The organism is Acidovorax sp. NN32 (assembly GCF_057597245.1).
In genome coordinates, this window is the sequence record NZ_CP199679.1 from 1,673,890 (window position 1) to 1,692,161 (window position 18,272).

12 protein-coding genes are annotated in these 18,272 nt (G+C 65.0%); 2 read left to right on the plus strand and 10 right to left on the minus strand.

Annotated elements, in window-relative coordinates; translation table 11 throughout:
• Positions 1 to 74: 74 nt before the first annotated feature.
• From ACT89O_RS07715 to ACT89O_RS07740, 6 genes are all read right to left on the minus strand, one after another.
• On the minus strand, positions 75 to 1,742 hold the full coding sequence (locus ACT89O_RS07715) for a diguanylate cyclase domain-containing protein (protein ID WP_487262269.1): 1,668 nt from the start codon (positions 1,740 to 1,742) through the stop codon (positions 75 to 77).
• A 161-nt stretch (positions 1,743 to 1,903) separates the two neighbouring features.
• On the minus strand, positions 1,904 to 3,685 hold the full coding sequence (locus ACT89O_RS07720) for a diguanylate cyclase domain-containing protein (RefSeq protein ID WP_487262270.1): 1,782 nt from the start codon (positions 3,683 to 3,685) through the stop codon (positions 1,904 to 1,906).
• Positions 3,686 to 3,702: 17 nt separating this feature from the next.
• Positions 3,703 to 5,175, minus strand: a complete 1,473-nt coding sequence (locus tag ACT89O_RS07725; protein WP_228900054.1) for an oxygenase MpaB family protein — start codon at positions 5,173 to 5,175, stop codon at positions 3,703 to 3,705.
• Positions 5,172 to 5,993 (minus strand): carotenoid biosynthesis protein, encoded by an 822-nt coding sequence (locus ACT89O_RS07730; protein ID WP_487262271.1) that lies wholly within the window; start codon positions 5,991 to 5,993, stop codon positions 5,172 to 5,174. The genes ACT89O_RS07725 and ACT89O_RS07730 overlap by 4 nt, the downstream gene beginning before the upstream one ends.
• Before the next feature lie 184 nt (positions 5,994 to 6,177).
• Positions 6,178 to 6,999, minus strand: a complete 822-nt coding sequence (locus tag ACT89O_RS07735) for an alpha/beta fold hydrolase (RefSeq protein WP_055397361.1) — start codon at positions 6,997 to 6,999, stop codon at positions 6,178 to 6,180.
• 42 nt (positions 7,000 to 7,041) lie between these two features.
• Positions 7,042 to 7,869 carry a proteasome-type protease gene (locus ACT89O_RS07740; RefSeq protein ID WP_010459683.1) on the minus strand — a complete coding sequence of 276 codons (828 nt, stop codon included), beginning with the start codon at positions 7,867 to 7,869 and terminating at the stop codon, positions 7,042 to 7,044.
• Positions 7,870 to 8,188: 319 nt separating this feature from the next.
• On the opposite strand from ACT89O_RS07740, the gene ACT89O_RS07745 reads away from it, so the two are divergent.
• The gene (locus tag ACT89O_RS07745; RefSeq protein WP_487262272.1) at positions 8,189 to 9,397 is read left to right on the plus strand and encodes an alpha/beta hydrolase family protein; all 1,209 of its coding nucleotides are present in this window, start codon (positions 8,189 to 8,191) and stop codon (positions 9,395 to 9,397) included.
• A gap of 18 nt (positions 9,398 to 9,415) precedes the next feature.
• Here ACT89O_RS07745 and ACT89O_RS07750 read toward each other — a convergent pair whose 3' ends face one another.
• Genes ACT89O_RS07750 through mutS form a run of 4 tightly spaced genes read right to left on the minus strand, consistent with a single transcriptional unit; the run spans position 9,416 to position 15,434 of the window.
• Positions 9,416 to 9,679 (minus strand): hypothetical protein, encoded by a 264-nt coding sequence (locus tag ACT89O_RS07750; protein ID WP_409860738.1) that lies wholly within the window; start codon positions 9,677 to 9,679, stop codon positions 9,416 to 9,418.
• A 1-nt stretch (position 9,680) separates the two neighbouring features.
• Positions 9,681 to 11,264, minus strand: coding sequence for a DNA methyltransferase (locus tag ACT89O_RS07755; protein ID WP_487262273.1), 1,584 nt, complete (start codon positions 11,262 to 11,264; stop codon positions 9,681 to 9,683).
• Positions 11,192 to 12,754 (minus strand): DNA methyltransferase, encoded by a 1,563-nt coding sequence (locus tag ACT89O_RS07760; RefSeq protein ID WP_487262274.1) that lies wholly within the window; start codon positions 12,752 to 12,754, stop codon positions 11,192 to 11,194. Before ACT89O_RS07760 ends, ACT89O_RS07755 begins: the two co-directional genes overlap by 73 nt.
• Before the next feature lie 58 nt (positions 12,755 to 12,812).
• Positions 12,813 to 15,434: a DNA mismatch repair protein MutS gene (mutS, locus tag ACT89O_RS07765; protein ID WP_487262275.1), complete on the minus strand. Its 2,622-nt coding sequence runs from the start codon at positions 15,432 to 15,434 to the stop codon at positions 12,813 to 12,815.
• Positions 15,435 to 15,716: 282 nt separating this feature from the next.
• Here mutS and ACT89O_RS07770 point away from each other — a divergent pair, with 282 nt between their 5' ends.
• Positions 15,717 to 18,263: a putative bifunctional diguanylate cyclase/phosphodiesterase gene (locus ACT89O_RS07770; protein WP_487262276.1), complete on the plus strand. Its 2,547-nt coding sequence runs from the start codon at positions 15,717 to 15,719 to the stop codon at positions 18,261 to 18,263.
• Positions 18,264 to 18,272 lie beyond the last annotated feature (9 nt).

Here is an 18,272-nt window from a genome sequence, read left to right on the forward strand (position 1 = left end):
GAAGCCAGGCCGTTTGACCAGTTCGGAATGGCCCTTGGGGCTCAGCCGCAGGGTGCGGTGTGCACTGGTAGCGCTCAGGCCGACGACAGCGCCAGGTCCCCGGTGTTGCGGCGAAGGCAGAATTTCCCCCCTTGCTTGCCGCTGTACATTGCCGCATCCGCCAGCTTCAGCAGGCCCAGTGCATCGTTGCTGTCGTCCGGTGCAATCGCGTAGCCGATGGTCAATCCCACTTCCACCTGTAGATCGCCCAGCGAGAAAGGGGTGCGAAAAGCTTCCAGCAGTTTGAGCCCCAGCTCCTGGGCTTGCTGGCTGCTGCCAAGGTGGCCCGCCATCACCACAAATTCATCGCCGCCCAGGCGCGCTACCACGTCACTTTGGCGCACATGGCCTTGCAGCCGACGGGTCACGGCGATCAGCAGTTCATCGCCCACATCGTGGCCGTGCCGGTCGTTGACGGGCTTGAAACCATCGAGGTCCATCACGTACACGGCCAGCAGGCTGTTGGGGCCACTGTGGGGCAGGGCGGAGGCCAGGGCAATGCTCAGGCCACGCCGATTGGGCAAGCCGGTCAAGGGGTCGGTATGGGCCAGCGAGTGCATCGCGTCGCGCTCGCGGTTGGCATCCAGCGCCTCCAGCCGCAATGCCTTGGTGCGCAGGCCCAGCACGCGCATGAAGAGCAGCATGTCCAGCGTTGCACCAAACTGGAAGGAATGCAAAGTCCAGAAATTCACCGGCACCCAGCCGTTGATGACGCCGATGACGATCGCGGTCGCAATGAAGTAGACCAACCAGGCCAGCAGCAGGCTGGTGCCGACCCCATCACCCCGGATCGCACGGCGTGCCGCACCGGGTATGCCCATCAGGGCGGGTACAAGGCCCAGGATGCTCACAATGGCTGCAATGGCGCGGGTGGAGATGGCATCCAGTCCGTATGCCAGTGCAAGGAGCACACACAGTGCCGCTCCACAGCGCATGAAGCGCAGAAAGCGTTTGTTGGAGTCGGGCTCCGACAGGGCCTGTCCGATGAAGAGGAACGAACCACAGGTGGCGAGCAAGGCAGAGAGCCCTCCCATGTGGACTTCATGCCAGAGGCTGTCGCTCCAGAGGAACTGCCGACCCACGCCGAACAGGTGCATCGAAAACAGCAGGCTGCCGGATGTGAGCAATGCGTAGTAGATGAACAGTGGCTCGCGCAGGCTCAGCCACTGGCCCACGCTGTACACAAGCAGGCACAGGGCCAGCCCGGTCAATACGCCCTGCAGCATTTGCTCGTTGACCGCCTTGCTGAGCATGGCTGCAGGCTTGTAGAACGAGATTGGCAGGATCATCGCTCCCCGGGTCTGGATGCGCACCAACAGTTCGTACTGCAACCCGGGCCTCAGATTCAGCGTGAGCGCGTGGGATCGGCTTTGCAATGGACGGTGCGCGTAAGGGTGCAGGCTGCCCAGGGTTGCTTGCTGGACCACATAGCCGCTGGTCGTGAGGTAGACGCCGATGTGGTTCAGGTCGGAGTGGTTGACATCCAGGATCCACTGGGCGTCAGACGTCGAGGCCACTTCGAACGGGATGCGCAGCCAGACTGCATCGGGCCTCACCCCCAACGTGGCGCCCACGCTAGGGGGCGGGGCGAACTTGTCGGACTGCGCCAGTACATCTTCCACTGAAAGCTGAAGGCTGGGATCGCTCAGTAGCGTGACGGCTGGCCATGCATCGATGGCTCCCCGCTCGTCGTTCAGCAGCAAGGGGGAGCTACCTGCCCACGCCCAGGGGCATACCATCAACGCCCAGAGCAAAGCCAGCCAAGGGAGGTGGTGGGGCCGGGGCCGGTTCGGCATGGGGTGACGGCGGGGCATGGTCGGGCTGGTTCAGTATAGGCAAGGCACCACGGTGCAGGAGGCCTGTTTCATGGTGCAAGCGCCAGTTCGCCACTGTTGCGCAGGATGGAGCTTTTGCCCCCTTGCTTGCCGGCATACATGGCTGCATCGGCAAGACGGATCAACCCATGGGAGTCGTCGCTGTCCAGGGGGGCCAGGGCATAGCCGATGGTCAGTCCCACCTTCAGGTTCAGGTCGCCCAGGGAGAACGGCGCATCGAAAGCGTGCAGCAGGGATCGGCCCAGCTCTTCGGCATGGTGCGGACTTTCGAGATGGCAGGCCATGACGATGAATTCATCCCCGCCCAGCCTTGCTACCAGGTCGGTCTGCTGGCGGACACTGGCTTGCAGCCGCTGGCCCACAGCCACCAGCAGGTCGTCGCCCACATCGTGGCCATGTGAGTCATTGATGGGCTTGAACCCGTCCAGATCGATCAGATACACCGCGACCAGGTGGCTTGGTGAGCTGGAAGACAGCGCAAGTTGCAGCGCATGCTGCAGCCCACGCCGGTTGCTCAGACCTGTCAGTGGGTCGCTGTGCGCCAGCGAATGCATGATGTCGCGCTCGCGCAGCGCCTCCTGTGCTTTCATCCGCATGGCTTTGGCACGCAGCCCCATGACGCGCAAGAACAGCAGCATGTCCAGCGTGGCGCCGAACTGGAATGAGTGCAGCGTCCAGAAGTTCGCGGGCACCCAGCCCTGCACCAGGCACACCATGAGTGCGGCAGCCACACCGTAGGCAATCCAGGCCGCCAGCAGGGTGGTGCCGATGGGGTCTTTTTGCCGCACCCGCGTGATGGCAGCAGGCACGCTGATGAGAGAAGGCAGGGGGCCTACCAGACTCATGAAGGCGATGGCGATGGCGATGCTCAGCCAGCCCAGCGTGACGGCAACGCAGACCGCTGCTGTGATCGCTGCACCTGCGCGCATGGCGCGTGCGTACCGGCTTTGCGGGTTGTCTGCCAGTGCGGCACTCAGGAACAGGAACGAGCCCGCCAGGGCAATCAACCCAGCGGCCAGTCCTGCATACCGGCTCATCCACAGATTGCCCGGCCATAAAAACTGGTCGCCAATGCCGAAGAACTGCAGCGAAAAACCCGCGCTGCCCAGCACCACCAGTGCATAAAAGCCGAACAAGTGCTCGCGCTGCGTGAACCACTGGATCAGGCTGTACGCCAGCAGGCACAACGCCAGCCCGTTGAGCAGACCCTGCAACATCTGCTCGCGCAGGGCCTGGTGCATCTGGTAGGGCATTTCGCCGACCGTGATGGGCAGGATCAGTGGTCCGGTGGCTTGCACCCGTATCAGCAGGTCGTAAGCCTGTCCGGCCTGCAGGTCGAATGCCATCGCTGGCGTGCGGCTGGATAGCTGCATCTGATCACGCTGGCTGGTGCGAATCTGCTGGAGCACCCGGCCGCCACGGACCAGGTAAATCTCGGCCTGCAGCGAGCTGTAGCCGATATCCACCATCCAGGGGGCGCGCGGTGTCTTGGGCGCGACGATGGGAATGTGCAGCCACATGGCTGCCTTGTGCACACCCAGCGAGCCACCGCGCCGGGCAGGCGCCTCGAACTCATTCAGGCGTTCCAGCATGTCCTGCACCGAAAGCTGGTATGTGGGATCGGCCTTGAGCGTGATGGCTTCCCAGGCATTCATCTGCGGCCGATCCTGCGTCAGCACCAGAGGCGCGTTCGCGTGCACGCCCGCAGGCAGAGCCATGATGACGAACAGCCAAAGCAGGCTGGACGCCACGCCGCAGCGCGCACGACCAAGCCGGGTGATCGTCAGGAGGGCGCAGACCAGCGGGGACATTGGCGTGGGAACAACGGCTATGTGGGTTGCTGCGCCTGGGCGGGGTGTGCGGCAGGGGCCTGGGCGGCCAGGCCCGCGCTCCAGCTGCCGCGCGTTGTCAGCCGGTCTTCGATCCGGTTGATCCAGCCCGGCGCGTGGGGGTCATCGCTCCAGCTGTGCACCACCTCGTCCACCTGGTTGAGCAACTCGGTGGGCAGTTGGAGGGGGCGGGTCTGGCTCATCAGCACGCGGCTCATGAAGTGGTAGCCCAGGATGCGCGTGAGTGTCCTCACGATCGAGAACCGGGGCAGCACCAGGCGCAGCACGGTGTCGATGGCACGGGCGATCAGCAACACCCCCCAGAACAGCAGCGCCGATGGCCACGGAACAGGCTGGGTCAGGCCCAGGTCGCTGGCCGTGTCGCGCCCGCACAGGTAGCGGGTCATGAGTTCGGGAAAGGGTTTCACAATGTTCCAGGGCAGCGAGTTCTCCATGGTCTGCATCAAGGCCCGGCCCAGGGCAGGGCGGGGGTCCGGTGTGACGGGTTCGGCGCGGCCCCGGGCCTGCATGCGCGCCATCAGGGCCTGGCCCTGGTCCATGGTGTCCACCATCAAGGCCCGGTCGATGCCCAGGATGTGGCCCACCACGTTCCAGGCGTGCAGGTAGGCCTCTTCGTCGGCCGTGCGCAACCTCAGCCCCAAGCGGCGCAAGCTGCGCAAAAACACATAGCCAAACGTTAGCAAGGTGTAGGCCAGCTCTTCCTGGTTGCAGGGCAGTCCATCGCCTTTCAGGTTCCAGCCGCGGGCGTACAGCGTCTGGAACATGGCCTGACGCCCGCCCCCGCTGGGCAGGGCTTGTGGTGCCACCTGCCCGCTGCCCCCGGCCAGCAGCTGTTTGACGGCACTTTGCGGGCTGCCGTGCAGGATCAGGTTGCGGATGGTGGCGTGGATCAGCCGCACCTTGAGCACCTGCGCCACGCCCGCGCCGCGCTGGCTGAGGCCACCGTGCAGCATCACGGGGAAGATCATCGCGGCCGTGGACCGGATGCGGTACTCGGCGTTCTGCTCCAGCTGGCCCGAGGTGTGCAGCACGCTGGAGAGGTCGGGGATCACATAACACTCGGGCAGGCTGGCGCAAAACAGCAGGATGCACGACAGCGCCCCATGCTCCATGAACAGCTTCTCGGCACGCTCGATCTTTTTCGCATCGGCCCAGGACGGCAGCGCTTGCGCGGTCTGCACGTAGTGGTTCAGTGCCCGGGCCATGGCTGCATCCACCCCGTCACCTTGGGCGGTCCAGCCCACCAGGCTCTTGTTGTCCGTCCATTGGCCGAACAGGCGGTTCACGGTGTCGATGCGCGCCCATTGCGGCGCATCCACCGCGACGTCCCCTGCGGGCCAGTCGCCCAGGATGTCGGCGATGGTCTGGTCGGCCAGGGGGTCGGCGTGGTGCTGCATACCCGCCAGTTCGGCGTCCGAGATGGTGTTGGAGTGTGACGTGTTCTGGTTCATACGCTGGCCTTTGCGGGGGCTGCCCAGCGCTGGTACCCGGCCAGCGCGCACAACAAGGGGATGCCCATCGCAAACGGCGCAATGGAGCGGATTTCCACCGGATTGCCCAGGATCATCTGAAACACCATATTGCTCCCATACAGTACCAGCGGAACCAGGGCATGGTGGCGCAAGAACGGGCTGGATGGCTGCAGGGCCTGTTTGCGAACCGACATGCGGAAACCGAAGATGATGACGAAGGACACGAACACCCAGCCAAAAAACCCCTGCACCGTCTCCCCAAACCATGCGCCATCGGTCTTGGTCATGATCCAGGCCTTGAGGGTGTACACCATGTAAGGGTCGGCGCCCAGATCAAACGCCGTGACGATCATCGCTGCCAGAAATGACAGCATGGCGGCATTGCCCAGGCCCCGCGCGCCGTCCACCGCGCTTTGCCAGACGATGAGGTTGCAGATCACATACCCCGCATAGGTCAGCGAAAACCACATCAGCGGGATGACCAGGGGCACGTCCCCCAGACGGGGACCCAGCACGTCGGTGTAGGTGTACTGGCCAAAGAACCAGCCGCGCGAGGAGCCCATCTGCTCGGCAAACCAGCCAAAACTCACGGCAATCAGCACAAACTGCAGCGCTGGCCGCGCGCCCAGCAAATGGGTGGCACTGGCCCAGCAGCAGGCAAACATCACGACCGAGGCAATCACCAGGGCAATGGTGGTGTCGTTGTGGGTGCGGACTGCGAGGATGACCAGATAGACGGCCAGCAGCACATAGCTGAGCACAGGCAATCGCGAGGCAAAGTGAGGCAGGGTGGGCATGGGGGTGTATCACACTGTAACAACTCCCCCAGTGTAGGGGATTGCTCCACTCCGGGCGAACCTTGTTTGCCCTGATCGAAGGCCGTCTTGGCGGGGCTTTTCGGCGCTATTCGGGGCATTGCAGGAGGTATTGGGTGCTATGCCGCCCCAAACCCCGCAGCCCCCCAACACTGCGGGTGGGTCGTCAGTGCTTGACCGGGTTCAGCGCCGCCAGATTGAGCAGCGCCGCCTCAATGGCCGCCGCCGTGGCCACGGGCTGCTCCATCGGAAACAGATGGCTGCCGTCCAGCATCATGGTGCGGCCTTTGGTGATGCGCAGTGTCATGGCCATGCCCACCTGCCGCATCTCGTCCGAATCGCGCCCGCCGATGAAGGCGGCCGGGCACTGCAGGGGGTGGGTGCTGAGCAGCCGTCCCAGGTTGTGCGGCAGCGTGTTGTAGATGGCGGTTTCCACTGCGCGGTCAAAGCCCAACACGCGCTTGCCGTCGTGGTCCACCAAGCCGTGGGTGATGTAGTCGCCCAGCACTTCGGGGTCCCAGTGCGCAAAGGCCTTTTTCTTGCGAAAGTGTTCCAGCGCCTCTTCGTTGCTGGCCCAGCTGAAGCGCCGTTGTCGGCTGACCTTGCCCGGCGAGATGGAGCCCACGACCTGCGTGCGTTTGGCCACATCGACCGCGTTGGCCTTCCAGCCGCCCAGCAGGGGCGAATCGATCAACAGCACACCGCGCACCAGGTGGGGGTGGCGGGCGGCGGCCATCACGCTCAAAAAGCCGCCCAGCGAATGGCCCACCAGAAATACAGGCTGGCCCAGGCGCTCCACCTGCGGCGTGGCGAAGTCTGCCAGCTGCTGCACCAGATGGGGCCAGTTGTTGGTCACCGGGTACTTGGGGTCGTGGCCGTAGCGTTCCACCGCGCTGACCTCAATCCCCCGGGCCTTGAGGTGCTGGAAGAGCACGCGGTACGTGCTGGCCGGGAAGCTGTTGGCGTGCGAGAAAACGATGGGGAGCATGGGGATACCGGCGGGGCAGGGCGAACCCCGCCGTCAGAGAAATCAGATGAGCTTGTCGGTGTGGTTGGTGATCTTCTTGAGCGGCTTGCTGCGGGCCGGGTTCACCATGATGGGCACGGTGGTGGCGCCACCCCCCCAGGCCGGGTCTTCGATGCTGTCGAACACCTGGCGCAGCTTCTGGCCCCAGCTGTCGTGCAGCATGCGGAAGTAGGGGTTGTTCTCGTCGATGCAGACCACCTTGGAGGTCGAGAAGCTGTCGGCCTCGTACACCACCAGGTCCAGCGGCAGGCCCACCGACAGGTTGGACTTGAGCGTGCTGTCCATGGACACCAGCGCGCACTTGGCGGCTTCGTCCAGCGGGGTTTCGGGGGTGAGCACCCGGTCGAGCACGGGCTTGCCGTATTTGGATTCGCCGACCTGGAAGTACGGTGTCTCGGACGTGGCCTCGATGAAGTTGCCGGCCGAATACACCTGGAACAGGCGCATGCCTTCACCCTTGATCTGGCCGCCGAACACCATGGACACATTGAAGTCCACGCCCGAGCGCTTGAGCGCTGCGCCGTCGCGTTCGTGCACATGGCGCACCGCAGCACCGAGCACGCGGGCCGCGTCGAACATGCTCTTGGCGTTCCAGATCGAGATCGTCTCGCCCGAGTCACCGTCCTTGAGCTGCTCGGTCTGCAGGATTTCGCGCACCGACTGTGAAATGGACAGGTTGCCTGCCGACAGCAGCACCATGAAGCGGTCGCCCGCCTTCTCGTAGACCATCATCTTGCGGAAAGAGCTGATCTGGTCCAGGCCGGCATTGGTGCGCGAATCGGACAGGAAAACCAGCCCGGCGTTGAGTTTGATGGCGACGCAATACGTCATGGAAGAAGTGGGGTCGTTGTAAGAGGGTAACCCGCGAGTTTAGTCCGGCGTGGGAAGGCACCCTTGGGCAGGGTGCGGGCCAGTCATCGCGTGTGCAGTAGCCGGTATCCTGTATTGATAGCAACCAACGCTTGGTGGATAAGCGCTGGAGGCCATTTTTACTCAAGAATTGGCAGGTCCCAACCTTTTGCGTTCACCCGAAGTTCCGGCGGCAGCCAAGGCAACTGCCGCCCCGGGGGTAAAGGGCTATTGCTTACGGGCCAGGCAGTGTGTGCCCGTCGCTCCTATCATCCGCCGCTTCACCTGGAGGGGCCTTGCCGTGTTGAACCCACTGATTTTGTCTGTAACCCGCCGCGCCTGCGCGCTGGCCTTGGTGGCATTGCTGGCGGCCTGTGGCGGGGGCAGCGCGCAAGACCCCGGCGATGGCGGCAACACTCCGGAGCCACCTCCCGCACCGGCGCGTTCCGGCCAGCTCGAATCCGCCGCCTTGCTTGGCACCGTGCCGGCCGCTGATATCGCTGCAGCGCTGGCCGCCAAGGAGTCGCTGGCCCAGGACGTGGTGCCGCGCTACAGCGTCACTTCTTACCGGATCGAGTACCTCACCACCGATGCCGACGGCAAAGAGGTGCGCGCCTCGGGGCTGGTCAGCGTTCCGCAAAAGCCAGCGGGCGCCAAAAGCCCGGTGCTCAGTTACCAGCATGGCACCCTCTTTCGCGATGCCGAGGCGCCCAGCAACAACGCGGTTGCGTCCGAGGTGGCGGTGGTGCTCGCATCGCTGGGCTATATCGTGCTGGCGCCCGACTACGTGGGCTTTGGCGCTTCCAAGGGCACGCCCCACCCCTACCTGCTGGCGGCGCCGTCCGCAGCCGCCACGGTGGATTTTCTGACCGCCACCCGCACCTGGCGCAGCCAGGCCAACGTGGCGGACAACGGGCAGCTCTTTCTGACCGGCTACTCCGAAGGCGGCTACGTCACCATGGCCACACACCGCGCGCTGCAAGCAAGCGCATCGCCCCACCTGCAGCAGCTGCGCATGGTGGTGCCGGGCGCGGGGCCTTACAACGTGCAGACCACCATGGATGGCCTGGTGGACCTCGTGCGGCAAGAACAGCCGGTGATCGGCGCGCTCATCAACCCGGGCTTCCTGCGCTACCTGGGCGGCAGCGTGCAGCGTGAGGTGCGCCGCCTGCTGCTGCGCGCGCTGATCCCGGGCGATGCCGATGTGGCCTACGACACGCGTTTCATCGACCACTTCCTGGCCGACGACGTGCAGGCACTGGCCAGCGCCAGCAACGTCTACGACTGGAAACCCAATGTGCCCGTGCGCCTGTACCACGGCCGCGATGACCGCACCGTGCCCTACGCCAGCTCGGTCAGCACCGTGCGCGCGATGCAAAGTCGCGGCGCGGGCGACCTGGTCAGCCTGACTGAATGCCGCGCACAACCGGTGGCCGGGCACCTGCCCTGTGTGCCGCCGTTCATCACCTTCATGCTGGGGCAGCTGGCGCCGGTGGCGCAGGATTTGTAAATCCAGTCACCGCTTTGATCAGACCTCCCAGAACGCCTCGATCAGTTCACCCTGCGCGTCCAGCAGCCACCACTCGATCACCACATCCCGCTGGCCCACACCCAGAATGCCCAGCACCCCGCGTGGTGCCGACAGGCGGGGGCAGCGCCACAGCTGGTCGCCGGGCTGGGCCATAGCCAGCACCTGGGTGCGGATGGAGTGCGGCACCTCGGGGCTGTGGACATCCACCAGCCGGTCCTCGCCGTCTCCAACTTCCTCGGGTGTCGCAGGGATGGGGTGCACGTCAGGCTCCTTCAGATGTGCTGCGTTGCAGGTTCAGCGCCAGGAGGCGGCGCAGGATTTCATCATCGGGCATGTTCGCCGTGTAGTCGGCCCAGCCGTAGGCCGCTGCCACGGCTGCGTCCAGTAGCGCGTGCGCAGCGGCCAGCCAGGCGGGCCGCAGGTTATAGAGGTTGGTCAGCGTGCGTTTGGCCAGCTCTTTTTCGAACCCCGGCTTGGGCACGATGCGGTCGGGGTAGGGCGATGCGCTCAGACCCAGCGGCACCACCTCGGGCACGGTGTGCGTCCACTCGGGCGGGTTCAGCCACGCCTGGCGCAGGGTGTTCAGGCGCTGGGCGGCTTGGGCGACGGCCATGGCCGCAGACCGAAGTGCTATTGGTGTGATAGCGGCTTGCGCTTGATGGACGGGCGCTGGAGGCTGATTTGGCTTGAATTTTTCGGCAGGCAGGGTGTCGGGCAGGTCGGCCGGGATGAGCGCGCCGCCCTCCAGTGCTTCGGTGCGCTGGTGTGCGGTGTCTGCCGGGGTGAGGCCTGCGGGGAAGGGGAAGGTTTCGAAACAGGTGGTGGGGGTGTAGCGGGGCCGGTCTTCCAGCGAGGTGCCCATGCGCAGCGACCAGAGTTCGTGGAGGCGGCTGTGGAGGATGCCGAAGGTGGTGTCGTCGGCGCGGGCGATGCTGACGACAGCACTATCGGGAAGAACCGCGGACGAAAACCACGCAAAAACTCTGTGCTTGGCTACACGCGGGGTGATGATTTGGCGGGTAATTGCTTCAAGCGAAGCCTTGAGTGCGGGGCGCGGGTCACCATGGCACCACCAATGCAAACGATGCCAGTCACGACGCAAATTGTCTCGTGTCGGTTTTACGTATTGCTTGACGTGCCCAAACGGTATTTCAAAAAGACTCGCATCGTTTTCGCTCATCTTGTCAAAGTCGATTACCCAAGTGTGTTCATCTCTTCGAACGACACTCAAGCCATTGGCCCACGGGCGCAGGATTTCGGCGTTGGAGCGGCCATGCGGGTTGGGTAGTTGCAGCCAGTCAGCGGCGGTGTCGTGGTCGATGTCAAAGGGGCCGTTCTTCTGAGTGCCAATGAAGGACGTATTTGCGTTGGGGCGCAACCGCTGGGCTCGTGTCAGGTCGCTGGTCTGGGTGTCAGCGTGGGGCGTTAGGTCGGCTGCTATGGTGTTAACTGCAACACCATCAAGGCACGTTGCCTGATGTGCGTGCCCAAAGGCCACCAGCGACACATGCACTGCCGCGCCATCGTTCACCCATGGCTCGTTGCTCCAAGCCTCGAAGATGCGCATTTGTGCGCAGATGGCATCAAGCACCCTGCGGTTGGCGCCACCGCGAATGGAGTTGGTGGTGACCAGCCCGGCACGCTCCAACTGACCCACCGCAATCTGCGCTCGGGCCTTGTCGAACCAGTAGCACACCAGATCGGCGCCGCCGGGCACGCGGCCTTCGTAGGTTTTACGCAGCAGGGTGGTGTACTCCTCACCCAACTCGCGAATCATTTTGCGGTCGCCCAAAAACGGCGGGTTGCCAATGACCACATCGGCGCGCGGCCATGCGGCCTCTGGCATTGTGTGCGATGCACCGGATTGGTGCGGGGGGGGGGGGTGAAGATATTGACCAACAGTGCATCGCGGCATTCGATGTGCTCCAGCGTGTCGAGCACAGGGTTGGTCTTGAACTCGTAGCCGTGCGCCAGGCGCCATTGCAGTTCGCCAATCCACACGGTCACGCGGGCCAGTTCGGCGGCGTATTCGTTCAGCTCGATGCCCAGCACGTTGTGCGGTCCGGTCACCAGGTCGGCCTCGCGGTCCAGGCCCAGTTCGGCGGCCTGCAGGTGGCTGTGGTGCTCCACATCTTTCAGGCACTTGAGCGCAAGGTACAGAAAGTTGCCGCTGCCACAGGCAGGGTCGAGGGCGCGGTAGTTTTTCAGCTCATCGAGCCAGGTGATGAACAGCGCGTGGGCTGCACGGTAGTGCCTGTCACCTTTTTTGGTAATTTTGGCCGCCAGCGCTTGTATCTGTTGCGCTACTAGCTCCCACTTTTGCAGCAAAGGGCGGCGGATGACAGGGTCGATCAGGCGCTCGATGGTGGCCGGGTCGGTGTAGTGCGCGCCCAGTTGGCTGCGCTTGGCGGGGTCCAGACCGCGCTCAAACAGGGTGCCGAAGATGGAGACGTCGATGGCGCTCCAGTTCAGGTCGGCGGCGCGGCGCAGCTCGGTCAGGTCGGGCGCGGAGAGGGGCGGCACGGCAATGGTCTGAAACAGCCCACCGTTGAACCACGGAATATCGTCCACGCCATACAGGCCACCGCTTTGCATGGTGCCAAAGAGCTGCGTGAGGCCCTGCGTCAGTCGCTCGGGCGTGGCTTGTTTGTTGTTCACCAGACGCTCGAACATGCGACCAGGCAGCAGGCCCACGTCTTCCGCAAAAAAGCAGAACAGGCACTGCGTGAGAAAGTGCGCCACTTGGTTGGCGCGCTGTTGCTGGCTGGCGATGCTTTCACCGGGCGTGGCGCCGCGCTGGCGCAAACCTTCTGCAAGGGCGGCAAAGCTTTGGGCTGCGGCTTCGGTGATGTCGCGGTTGGTTTGCTGGGGTTTGAAGCTCTCGGGCGCGGTCCATATGCGGCGCAGCAGGGCCAGGTTGGCTGGCTGGTCCATCTCGGCAATGCGCACCTCGTGCGTGGCACTGGGGTGGCCGGTGAACTGGGTGTGGATGCGAATCGTGAGCCGGTCAGACACCACCAGAATGGGCGGGTTGGAGAGCGCCAGGCTGTAGGTGAGCAGCTGCTTGAGCGCGGTGTCGAGGTTTTTGCCCGGAGCCTTGTTCTCCCACGCAAACACGCCGCGCATGAAGACGTCGGCATAACCCGTCTTGCCGCCAATGACGGTACTCTTTTCTTCAAACCGGTAGCCCTCTGAACTGCCGGGCTTGGGCACACGGAGCAGTTCGCACAGGTCCAGAAAGTGGCTTTGCGCGCCTTGCTCTTCGTTGAGGGCGTAGGCCGGGCCGGGCACGCCACCGGGCGCGCCCCATTTGGCGATGAAGTCTTGAGGGGTCATGGAATAAGGTTGTGAGTCCGCTGAGGCGCAGGTGGGACGGGAAGGCTGCAAAGTTGCCTCAAGCCCCCACCATCTTCTTGAGCTGGTACAGCGCATCCAGGGCCTCGCGCGGGCTCAGCGCATCGGGGTTGATGCCTGCCAGCGCCGCTTCCAGCGGGCTGGCGCCCGCACTCTCCGGCACCTCGGGCGCAGCGAACAGGTCCACCTGCAATTCATCCTCGCCCGCCCGCTCTTCCAGCGCCGCCAGCGCATGCCTTGCGTGGTGCAGCACGGGCGAGGGCATGCCGGCCAGCTTGGCCACCTGGATGCCGTAGCTGCGGCTGGCCGGGCCGGGCTGGATCTCGTGCAGGAAGACGATGTCCGTGCCTGACTCAGTGGCGCTCACATGCATATTGATCGCGTGGCGCGCTTTGGCGGGCAGGTCGGTCAGCTCGAAATAATGCGTGGCAAACAGCGTGAAGGCACGGGTCTTGTCGTGCAGGTGCGTGGCAATGCCGCTGGCCAGGGCCAGGCCGTCGAACGTGCTGGTGCCTCGGCCGATCTCGTCCATCAGCACCAGGCTGTGGGGCGTGGCGGCGTGCAATATCTGCGCGGCCTCGGTCATCTCCAGCATGAAGGTCGATTGCGCATTGGCCAGGTCGTCCGCCGCGCCGATGCGGGTGTGGATGGCGTCGATGGGCCCCAGGCGGCAACTGGCGGCGGGCACGTGGCTGCCCATGCTGGCCAGCAGCACGATCAGCGCGACCTGGCGCATGTAGGTTGATTTACCGCCCATGTTGGGGCCGGTGATGACCTGCATGCGCGTGTTGGCGTTCAGGCGCGTGTGGTTGGCGATGAAGCTGCCGCTGGATGTCTCAGCCAGACGGGCTTCGACCACGGGGTGGCGGCCGCCTTCGATCTCGATGCAGGGCTCGGGCACGAACTGCGGCGCGCACCAGTTCAGCGTGAGCGAGCGTTCGGCCAGTGTGCACAGCACATCCAGCGTGGCCAGCGCCTGGGCCAGGCGGGTGAGGGCGGGCACGTGGGGTTGGAGCTGGTCGAGGATCTGTTCGTACAGCCACTTCTCGCGGGCCAGGGCACGCTCGTTGGCCGACAGGGCCTTGTCCTCGAAGGTTTTCAGCTCGGGTGTGATGAAGCGCTCGGCGTTCTTCAGCGTCTGGCGGCGGCGGTAGTCGTCGGGTACACGGTCGAGGTGGCTGCCGGTCACTTCAATATAGAAGCCGTGCACCTTGTTAAATTGCACGCGCAGGTTGGGGATGCCGGTGCGCGCCTTCTCGCGGGTTTCCAGATCCAGCAGAAAGGCATCGCAGTTGGTCTGGATGGCGCGCAACTCGTCCAGCTCGGTGTCAAAGCCGTTGGCGATCACACCGCCGTCGCGCACCAGGGCGGCGGGCTCTTCGGCGATGGCGGCCTGCAGCAGGCCGGTGCAGCCCTCGGGCGGCTGCAGGTGGCCGAAGATTTGAATCAAATAGGGCTCCAGCGCTTGTCCATTCAGCGCGAGCAGCTCTGCTTTTTGTAGCGTTTTGCCCAGGCCCACCAATTCGCGCGGGCGCACCTGGCGCAAGGCGATGCGGGCGGTGATGCGCTCCACATCGCTCACCCCTTTGAGTTCGCCGCGCAGCAAGGCCCAGGGGCCGCTGCCGCCACCGGCGCCGCCCGCACCGCGCAGCGCGGTGGTGGCCGACAGGCGCTGGCGCGCCTCGGCGCGGTCGCGGCGCGGCTCCAACAGCCAGGTCTTGAGCAGGCGGCTGCCCATGCCGGTCATGCAGGTGTCGAGCAGCGAAAACAGCGTGGGCGCATCGTCGCCGCGCAGGGTTTTGACGAGTTCCAGGTTGCGGCGCGTGGTGGCGGGCAGGTCGATGAGGTCGTCGTTGCGCTGCACCTGCACGCTGTGCACGTGGGTGAGGGTGCGGCCCTGCGTGTGCTCGGCATAGGTCAGCAGCCCGGCGGCGGCGGCGTGCGATTCGCCCAGGTCTTGCGCGCCCCAGGCCTGCAGGCTGGCGGCGCCCAGGTTTTCGAGCAGCTTGCGTTCGCCCAAGGCGCTGTCGAATTGCCAGTCGGGGCGGGGGCTCATGGGGCAGGTGAAGGCGCCGCCCTGGCGCAGCACTTGCAGCTGTTGCTCAAAGCGCTCTGTCACGCCCGCGCTGTAGATCAGCTCGCTGGGCGCCACGCGCGCCAGCCAGGCGCCCAGTTCGTCCTGCGCACATTCGGCCAGGAAGACGCGGCCCTGCGTCACGCTCAGCCAGGCCAGTCCACAGCGCGCACGCGGCGCCTGGTGCACGGCCATCAGCAGCGATTCGGATTTGTCGGACAGCAGCTCCGTGTCGGTCAGCGTGCCGGGCGTGACCACGCGCACCACCTTGCGCTCCACGGGGCCCTTGGTGGCGCCCACCTCGCCCACCTGCTCGGCAATGGCCACCGACTCGCCCATCTTGATCAGGCGCGCCAGGTAGTTCTCCAGCGCATGAAAGGGCACCCCCGCCATCACCACCGGCTGACCGCCCGACTGGCCGCGCTGCGTGAGCGTGATGTCGAGCAGCCGCGCGGCCTTCTCGGCGTCTTGCCAGAAGACCTCGTAGAAGTCGCCCATGCGGTAGAACAGAAGCGTCTCGGGATACCCGGCCTTGAGGGCCAAGTATTGCTGCATCATGGGGGTGTGGTGTTCGAGCGTGTCGGACATGCTGGGGGCCGAGAAATGAGGCGTGGACTGTAGCAGTTCGCTCCACGGGCCTGCACTGCATGCGGCAGAGGGCGGAGCCCGTTGGCCCAGGCGGATACGGTCATCGCCGTGCTGCACGAAGGGCTCCGGGTTTTCCCTTGGGCAAATGCCACAGGTTTTTATTGTTCGTTACGTTTTGACATACTCTTGCCTGTATGCTGGCACATTGGCTGTGACCCTCGGCCCCGCCTTGCGCAGGCGGGATTCCTACCCACCGCAGGCTTCAAAGGTTTCAGAGCGACCGTGATCTCGTCCGAACTGTTGACCGATCTCCTTGCCCCCGTTGGCGAGGGCCACATAGAGCCGATGGCGCAGGCGCGTCTGCAGGCGCTGGTCGATGCCGTTCCGGTGGCCTTGATGGAGTTCCGGCTGCAGCACGGCCGTCTGCTGCTGCTGGCCGCCAACGCTGCCGCACGGCGCATGCCCGGCCTGGGGGCGGTGCGCAACCCCGGAGCGGATGCCTGCGAGGTGTTTGACCTGCTGGCGGGCACCCCCCTCATGGACCAACTGCAAGGCGTGGCCCGCGTGGGTGCGCCGCTCGAATGCCGCCAGGTGGTGCGCGAGCCGGGTCGGCTGCTGCTGGCCTGGGATCTGTCAGCGCGCCGTGTGACCAGCGATTGCATCGTGGTCACCGTGCGCGATGCCACCGAGGCCGAAACCCTGCGTGCCGCGCTGGCAGCGTCCGAACGTGCCCTGGAAGAAGTGCGCCGCGAACTGCGCGAACAGACCGAGGTCTTCAACACCATGGAGAGCCTGGCCCGCACGGGCCATTGGCGCCGCATCGAAGACCCGGGCGAAACGGTGCTGCTGTGGTCGCCCGGCCTGTGCGACATCGCTGGCTTCGAACAGCAGGAATGGGTGGACCCCGAGCGCGCCGTGAGCGGCATCCTGCCCGAGGACCGCCATGTGTTCGACAAGGCCCGCATGCCAGGTGCCGGCCTGGATGTGGAATACCGCTGGCGCCGGCCCGATGGCGAAGTGCGGTGGATGCGGTCGCGCGTGCAGCGCACGTTGCCGCGCGATGGGGTGCAGGTGGTGATGGGCGTGGTGCAGGACGTGACGGACGAACACCGCGCGGCCGAACAGCTGCGCGAGCAGCTGCTGTTCATCCAGCGCATTGCCAGCCGCATACCGGGCTTTATCTACGAGTACCGACTGCATGCGGATGGCGGCACCAGCGTGCAGTACATCAGCGATGCGGTGCGTGACTTCATGGGGGTGGAGCCGAGCCAGGTGACCGCCGACCACGGCGTGCTCATGCACCGTGTGTTGCCCGAAGACCTGCCGCAGGTGCAGCGCTCGGCGATCACGTCGGTGCGCAGGCTGGTGCCCTGGCAGTGTGAGTACCGTGTGCGCATGCCCGACGGCAGCGTGCGCTGGCACATGACCAATGCCATTCCGCACCGAGAGCCCGATGGCTCGGTGGTGTCCCATGGCTTCACCATGGACATCACAGACCGCAAGCGCGCAGAACAAGAAATCGAGCGCCTGGCCTTCTTCGACGCCCTCACAGGCCTGCCCAACCGCCGCCTGCTGCTGGACCGCCTGCAGCGCTCCATCGCCGCCTGCCAGCGCACCAAGAACCTCGGCGCCCTGCTGTTCATCGACCTCGATAACTTCAAAGACCTCAACGACACCCTGGGCCACGACATGGGCGACCAGCTCCTGTCCCAGGTCGCCACCCGCCTGGTGGGCAGCGTGCGCGAAGCCGACACCGTGGCCCGCTTTGGCGGCGACGAATTCGTCGTCATGCTCGAAGCCCTGGCCCCCGACCTGCAAGACGCCGCCACCCAGGCAGAAACCGTGGCCGAGAAACTCCTGGCCAGCCTGAACCAGCCCTTCGAACTCGACGGCGCTCAGCACTACAGCACCCCCAGCATCGGCATCACCCTCTTTGGCGACGAACGCCTCACGGTGGACGAACTCCTCAAACGCGCCGACCTGGCCATGTACCAGGCCAAGGCCGCAGGGCGCAACACCCAGCGCTTCTTCGACCCCGACATGCAAGCGGCCGTCAACGCCCGCTCCAACCTGGAAGCCGACCTGCGCCAGGGCCTGGCCCGGGGCGAACTGCTGGTGCACTACCAGCCCGTCGTGGACCACCAATCCCAGCTCTTGGGCGCAGAAGCCCTGGTGCGCTGGCGCCACCCCCAGCGCGGAATGATCAGCCCCGGCGACTTCATCCCCCTGGCCGAACAGACCGGCCTGATCCTCCCTTTAGGCCAATACGTGCTGCAAACCGCCTGCGAACAACTGCAGCGCTGGGGCCAGCACGAAGCCACCGCCCACCTGTCCATCTCGGTCAACGTCAGCGCCCGGCAGTTCAGGCAACCGGGCTTCGTGGCCGAAGTGCTGCAGACCCTCAAGAACCACCACGCAGACCCCCGCAAACTCAAGCTCGAACTCACCGAAAGCCTGCTGCTGGGAGACATCGAAGACACCATCGCACGCATGGTGCAGCTCAAGAGCGAAGGCGTGGGCTTTGCGCTGGATGACTTTGGCACCGGCTACTCCTCCCTGTCCTACCTCAAGAGATTGCCCCTGGACCAGGTCAAGATCGACCAGAGCTTTGTGCGGGACGTGCTGACGGACCCCAACGACGCGGCGATTGTGAGGACCATCCTGGCGCTGGCCAAGAGCCTGGACCTGGAGGTGGTGGCCGAGGGGGTGGAGACGACGGGGCAGCTGAGTTTCCTGAGGCTGCATGGGTGTGAGGGGTTTCAGGGGTATCTGTTTGGGCGGCCCGGGCCGGTGGGGGATATTGATGCCTTGCTGTATCCCGCTCGGTAAGAGCCGCTC